This is a genomic window from Achromobacter sp. DMS1, assembly GCF_001270295.1.
Window position 1 is genome coordinate 1 of record NZ_LHSJ01000241.1, and the last position, 6,586, is coordinate 6,586.

The 6,586-nt window shown below is 69.2% G+C and carries 5 protein-coding genes; 2 read left to right on the forward strand and 3 right to left on the reverse strand.

Features of this window, described 5'->3' with window-relative positions; genetic code table 11:
• Positions 1–100: 100 nt before the first annotated feature.
• Positions 101–2,062, reverse strand: coding sequence for a SurA N-terminal domain-containing protein (locus tag AD428_RS21145; protein WP_053246485.1), 1,962 nt, complete (start codon positions 2,060–2,062; stop codon positions 101–103).
• Between the two features lie 318 nt (positions 2,063–2,380).
• On the opposite strand from AD428_RS21145, the gene ugpQ reads away from it, so the two are divergent.
• Complete coding sequence (gene ugpQ, locus AD428_RS21150; RefSeq protein ID WP_053246486.1) at positions 2,381–3,130, forward strand: glycerophosphodiester phosphodiesterase; 750 nt, start codon at positions 2,381–2,383, stop codon at positions 3,128–3,130.
• Positions 3,131–3,138: 8 nt separating this feature from the next.
• Positions 3,139–3,996: a 23S rRNA (adenine(2030)-N(6))-methyltransferase RlmJ gene (locus tag AD428_RS21155; RefSeq protein WP_053246487.1), complete on the forward strand. Its 858-nt coding sequence runs from the start codon at positions 3,139–3,141 to the stop codon at positions 3,994–3,996.
• Positions 3,997–4,044: 48 nt separating this feature from the next.
• Here AD428_RS21155 and AD428_RS21160 read toward each other — a convergent pair whose 3' ends face one another.
• Both AD428_RS21160 and AD428_RS21165 read right to left on the reverse strand, forming a co-directional pair.
• Complete coding sequence (locus AD428_RS21160) at positions 4,045–5,475, reverse strand: dihydrolipoyl dehydrogenase (protein WP_053246488.1); 1,431 nt, start codon at positions 5,473–5,475, stop codon at positions 4,045–4,047.
• 193 nt (positions 5,476–5,668) lie between these two features.
• A complete protein-coding gene (locus AD428_RS21165) occupies positions 5,669–6,397 on the reverse strand; it encodes a glutathione peroxidase (protein WP_053246489.1) in 729 nt (242 codons plus the stop codon).
• Positions 6,398–6,586 lie beyond the last annotated feature (189 nt).

The window sequence follows — 6,586 nt, forward strand, 5'->3', positions numbered from 1 at the left end:
GCGCCCCGCAACGGGCCGGTCCTCCAGCAACAGCCGCCCGAAACAGACAGGCCCGCGCGAGGCGGGCCTGTCTGTTTCGGGCGGCGCTGCCGCCGGCGCGTCAGCCCTGGGTGGGCTGGTCGCCCTTGATGGCTCCCGCGGCGGAGGGCAGCACCTGCACCTTGTACTGCTCGCGCAGCATGCGGACCACGGCCTCGCTTTCGGCCTGGCCCCAGGCGCCGGAGAGCTGCTGCGCGAGGCGATCGCGATCGGACGCTTCGACGGCGCCCGCCTCGACCTTCTCCACGCGCACCACCGTGTAGTCGGCGCCGGCCTGCACGCCGGCATAGGCCGGCAGTTTGTCGGCGGGCAGGCGCATGGCGGCCTCCAGCACCGGGCGGGCCAGGGTCTTGGGATCCTGGCGCGAAACGGTGAGCGCGGGCTCGAAACCCTCGGGAACCGCGGCCGGGTCGGCCTGGTCGGCCTGCAGCGCGGCTTCGCCGGCCTTCCTGGCGGCCTCGGCGGAACGCTCGTCCAGCAGCCTGGCGCGAATGATGTCGCTGACCTTGGCCAGCGGCGGAACGTGGGCCGGCTCCACCGCCGCCACGCGCACGGCGAGCATCGTGGACGGCGAGAGTTCGATCACGCCGGAGTTCTGCTTCTCGCGCAGTACGTCGGGCGAGAACAGCACCTGGCGCACGCGCGGGTTGTCGAGCAGCTCGGCGTCGGGGCCGCCGGCCGCGGCGCCCGGGCCCGCCTGGCTGGCCGGCAGCAGGCCGGTGCGCGTCACGCCCGAAGCGGTGCGCAGCTTGAGCCCCACCGCGTCGGCCGCCGGCTGCAGGCTGTCGCGTTGGTCGTAGACCTGCTTGTTGAGCTGGCTGGCCATGTCCGCGAAGCGCTCGGAGGCAAGCTGCTTGACCACTTCGGCCTTGATCTGGTCCTTGACCTCGGCCAGCGGCTTGATGGAGGCCGGCTGGATCTCGGTGACCTTCACGATGTGCAGCGCGCTGGGGGTTTCGATCACGCCCGAGACCTGGTCCTGCTTCTGGGCGAAGATGGCCTTGCCCAGGGGACCGCCGATCGAGTCGGGCGCGAGCCAGCCCAGGTCGCCGCCCTTGCCGGCCGAGCCGGCGTCCTGCGAATTGGCGCGCGCCAGTTCGGCGAAGCGGGAGGGATCGGCTGCGGCCTCGCGCGCCAGCTTCTCGGCCTTTTCCTGCGCGGCCTTGCGCGCATCGGCCGAAGCCCCGGCCGGCAGCGTGATCATGATGTGGCTGGCGCGGCGGCGCTCGGGAGCGCCGAAGCGCGCCTTGTTCTGTTCGTAGTACGAGGCCAGGTCTTCGTCCTTGACCTGCACGCCCTGGGTGGCCGCCGCCTCGTCGAGCACCAGGTACTGCACCTGGACCTGCTCGGGCACTTCGAGCTGCTGCTTGTTGGCCTCGTACCATGCCTGGATGTCCTCGGGCGTGACGGTGACCTGCGAGCGGTAATCGGCGGCGTGGAAGGTGCGCAGCTGCACGGTGCGCTGCTGGGTGAGGGCGTTCTCGATGAACGTCACCACGGCGCCGGGCGCGCGCGCCGACTGGGCCACGGGCTCCAGCACGCGGCCCACGGCGAGCTCGCGGCGCAGGCCGGCTTCGTAGGTGGTGGGGGTCAGGCCCTGGGCGGCCAGCACCTGGCGGTAGCGCTCGGCCGAGAAACGGCCGTTGTCCTGCACTTCGGGAATCGCCGCGATGGTGTTGCGCAGCGTGGCATCGGACACCGAGAAGCGGTTGTCCACGGCGACGTTGGCCAGCAGGCGCTGGTCGATGAGCTGGTTGAGCAGCGCCTCGCGCATCTCGGGCGTGTCGATGAGCGCCGGATCGAACTGCGCGCCCAGACGCTGGCGGAACTGCTCCAGCTGGTTGCGGTGCGCCATATCGAATTCGGCGCGCGTGACCGGCTGGCCGTTGACCGTAGCCAGTTCGGGCTCGCGGCGCATGAAGCTCTCATAGCCCTGAATTCCGACCAGGAAGAAGGACGGCACGATCAGAAGCAGCAGAATCAACTGCATCCAGCGCCGATGGCTGCGAATAAACTCGAACATGGAATCCCTGTTGCCGCGCGCGGCAGCGATGGCGGTTTCGTACCGCCTTGCACCGCCATGGCCGCACCGCGCGAAAAACGCATAAAAAAAGGCGAACGCGATTCGCCCTGTTCCCATACCGGATAGACCGGGTCAGCCGGGGGATTCTAGCACTACTCCGGGGCGTGCAAGGCCGGAATTCCCCGGGGAAAGCCCTGGCCGCGCCCCAAGTAGGAGTATCCTTGCAAGCCTGCCGCCGCGATCGGCGCGGCGGCACTCGCCCTACCCCTGTCGACACCCCGGCGGCGGCCCCGTTCCGCCCCCCTGCTTCGCACCATCATGAGCGCACAACTACCTTCCTGGCCGTACTCCCGCTACATCGCCCACCGCGGCGGCGGCCGCCTGGCTCCCGAGAACACCCTGGCCGCCATGCGCGTGGGGGCCGGGCACGGATTCACCATGTTCGAATACGACGTGAAACTGAGCCGCGACAACGTGCTGGTGCTCATGCACGATGACGACGTGGACCGCACCTCCAACGGCCATGGTCCCGCGGCCGCCAAGACCTACGCCGAGCTCGCGCAGCTCGATTTCGGCAGCTGGCACTCGCCCGCCTACGCCGGCGAGCCGCTGCCCACGTTTGCCGCCGTGGCGCGCTATACGCTGGCCAACGGCATCGCCAGCAACGTCGAGATCAAGCCCTGCCCCGGCCGCGAGGCCGAGACGGGCGCGGCCGTCGCCCGCGCCGCCCGCGAGCTCTGGAAGAACGCCCCCGTGGCGCCCCTGCTCTCGTCCTTTGCCGAGCCGGCCCTGCAGGCCGCGCTGGAAACCGCGCCCGAGCTGCCGCGCGCGCTGCTCGTGGAAAAGGTGCCGGCCGATTGGCTGGAACGCCTGCGCAAATACCAGTGCGTGGCGCTGAACATCAATCAGAAAGACGCCACGCGCGAGCTGGTGGACGCCGTGCATGCGGCCGGCTACCGCATCGCCGCCTGGACCGTCAACGACCCCGAGCGCGCCCGCCTGCTGCTCGACTGGGGCGTGGACGGCATTTTCACCGACGAGCTGGCCGCCATCCGGCCGGCCGCCTGAGGCCGCCCGTGTTCAGTTACCGCCACGCTTTCCATGCCGGCAACCATGCCGACGTGCTCAAGCACGCCATCCTGGTCCACACGCTGGACTACTTCAACCGCAAGGACGCTCCCTACTGGGTGGTGGACACGCACGCCGGCGCGGGCCTGTACAGCCTGGACTGCGCCTGGGCCGCCAAGACGGCCGAGGCCGCCACCGGCATCGCGCGCCTCTGGGACCGCGACGACCTGCCCCCCATCCTGGCCGAATACGTGGCCCGGGTGCGCAGCTACAACATCGACGGCCGGCTGCGCATCTACCCGGGCTCGCCCTGGCTCGCGCTGGACACGCTGCGGCCCTCGGACCGCCTGCGGCTGTTCGAAATGCACCCCACCGAGATCGACGCGCTGGCCGCCAACCTGGACCACCTCGACCGCCAGGCCCAGCGCCAGACCACGATCTACGGCGAAGACGGCTTCGAGGGCGTCAAGGCCCTGCTTCCGCCGCCGACGCGGCGCGGCATGGTGCTAATCGACCCGTCGTATGAAGACAAGCACGACTACCGCCGCGCGCTGAACACCGTCAAGGAATGCCTGAAGCGCTTCGCCACCGGCACCTGCCTGGTCTGGTATCCGCTGGTGCAGCGCCGCGAGGCGGGCGAGCTGGCCCGCCACCTCGAGAACCTCAAGGTCAAGAGCTGGCTGCACGCCACGCTGACCGTCAAGAAGGCGGCCATCGACGGCCATGGCCTGCACGGCAGCGGCATGTTCCTCGTCAACCCGCCCTGGACGCTGCACGACGCGCTCAAGCCCGCCATGCCCTGGCTGGCGCGCGAACTGGCGCAGGACGAGCGCGCCGGGTTCACGCTGCAGTACCGCGAAAACTAGCGGAGCCCGCCGGGGCCGCGGCCAGCCTCGCGCGGGCCCGGGCTCGCGTCAGGCGGGCGTCTCTTCCTCTTCCCGCAATGCCGCGCGCGCCTGCGCCAGCTTGCCCGCCGCGTCGCGCAGGGCGGTGCGCAGCCCCTCTTCCACGACGGGATGGTAGAAGGGCATTTCCAGCATGCGCGCCACGGTAAGCTCCTGCTGGACCGCCCAGGCCAGCAGATGGCCGATGTGCTCGGCGCTGGGACCGATCATTTCGGCGCCCAGGAAGCGGCCGGTGGCGATATCGGCATATACGTGCAGCAGGCCGCGGTTCTTGAGCATGACGCGGGAGCGCCCCTGGTCGCCGAAATCCACTTCGCCGGTCACGAAAGTGCCCGGCGCCAGCCGCGCATGGGCCGCGCCGGCCACGGCGATTTGCGGGTCCGAGAACACCACCGCCAGCGGCGCGCGCCGCAGCCCCTTGCGCACGTCCGGAAAGCGCGCCGCGTTCTCGCCCGCGATGCGGCCCTCGTCGGCCGCCTCGTGCAGCAGCGGCGCGTCGGCGTTGGCGTCGCCCGCGATGAAGATGGGCGAGTCGCCGGCCTGCAGGGTGTCGCGGTCGAACGCCGGCACGCCCTGCGCGTTCAGCGCGAGGGTCGTGTGCTCCAGTCCCAGGCCGTCCACGTTGGGGCGGCGGCCGGTGGCCACCAGCGCATAGTCGAAACGCTCGGTGCGTTCGCTGTTGTCCAGCGCCACATAGCGCACTTCCACCTCGTCGCCCACGCGGCGCGTATCCAGCACGCGGGCGTCCGGGTCGAGATAGAACTCGCGCTGGAAAATCCGCCGCGCGCTCTGGCGCACCGCCGGGTCGCTGATGCCGCCCAGGCTGCCGCTCACGCCGAAGACCCGCACGTCCACGCCCAGGCGCGCCAGCGCCTGGCCGAGCTCCAGGCCGATCACGCCCGGGCCGAACACGGCCACGCGGGCCGGCAGGTCGTTCCATTCGAACACGTCGTCGTTGAGCACCAGGCGGTCGCCCAGATCGCGCAGCGGCGGCGGCACCGAGGGACGCGAGCCGGTGGCGATGACCACCCGCGAGGCGTGCACTTCGGTGTGGTCGTCCACCCGCAGCACGGTGTCGGACACGAAACGCGCATAACCGCGCAGCTTGTCCTGCGCGGGAATGTTCTCCACGCCTTCCAGCACGAAGCCCACGAAGCGGTCGCGCTCGCGCTTGACGCGCGCCATGACTTCGGCGCCGTCGACCGCGATGTCGCCGGACACGTGCACGCCAAAGGCTTCAGCGTGCGCGGCCTGGTGCGCGGCCTCGGCGGCCGCGATCAGCAGTTTGGACGGCATGCATCCCACGCGCGCGCAGGTGGTGCCATAGGGGCCGCCTTCGATCAGCAGCGCGCGCTTGCCGGCCGCGCGGGCGGCGCGGTAGGCGGCCAGGCCGGCGGTGCCGGCGCCGATGACGGCGATGTCGGTATGCAGGGTTTTCATGGCTGGGATTCCGTAATGTTTCGGGTGCGTGGGAAGGCCGGCGGATTTCCCGCTTTGCGCCCCTTTCGAAGGCGCAGACTCCCCCGCCGGCCGCGCGCGGCCGGAGCAAGGGGCGCAAAAAGGGAAATCCGGAAACAGGCCGGGCGGCGAATGCCCGGCCCCCGGGAGGGCGCTCGCCCTCCCCGTTCCGGCATCAGGCGAAGTGGGCCTTCAGGTCGTCCAGGCCGCCGATCAGCGAGCCGTTGATGAAGACCTGGGGAGCGGTGCCCTTGCCCGAAACCGCGCCGATGACGCGGCCGCGGACCTTGTGCTCGAGCGGAATCTCGATGGGCGCATAGCCCTTGTCCACCAGCAGCGCCTTGGCTTCCACGCAGAACGGGCAGCCGGGCTTGGAGAACACCACCACCTGGTCGGGCTTTTTGGCCGAGGGCGCGAAGTACGCCAGCATGGTATCGGCGTCCGACACCTCGAACGGGTCGCCTTCTTGCTCGGGCTCGATGAACATCTTCTCGATCACACCGTCTTTCACGAGCATGGAATAGCGCCAGCTGCGCTTGCCGAAGCCCAGGTCGCGCTTGTCGACCAGCATGCCCATACCCTCGGTGAATTCGCCGTTGCCGTCGGGCAGCAGCGTGATGTTGGCCGACTCCTGGTCCTTGGCCCATTCGTTCATCACGAAGCTGTCGTTCACCGACACGCAGACGATGCTGTCCACGCCGGCCTCGAAGAAGGCGGGAGCCAGTTCGTTGTAGCGCGGCAGGTGCGTGGACGAGCAGGTGGGGGTAAAGGCGCCGGGAAGCGAGAAAACCACGACGGTCTTGTTCTTGAAGAGGTCGTCGGTCGTGACCTTTTTCCAGTTGTTGCCCTCGCGGACGGGGAACGTTACGTTGGGGACACGTTGGCCTTCGCGGTTTTGCAGCATTCAATCTCTCCTGGTTGCGGGGTCGTCGTGACCGCCATGGAAAGAATGATAAATTTCCACTATCAATTAATCCAATTTAATTATTTCAATGAATTGATAGCTATAATAAATTGATGATGAATTTTCATTAGGGCAAAGACTATCACGCTCTGGCCTGCCGCCTTTGCCCCGCCGCCCGTGCCCCCGCGC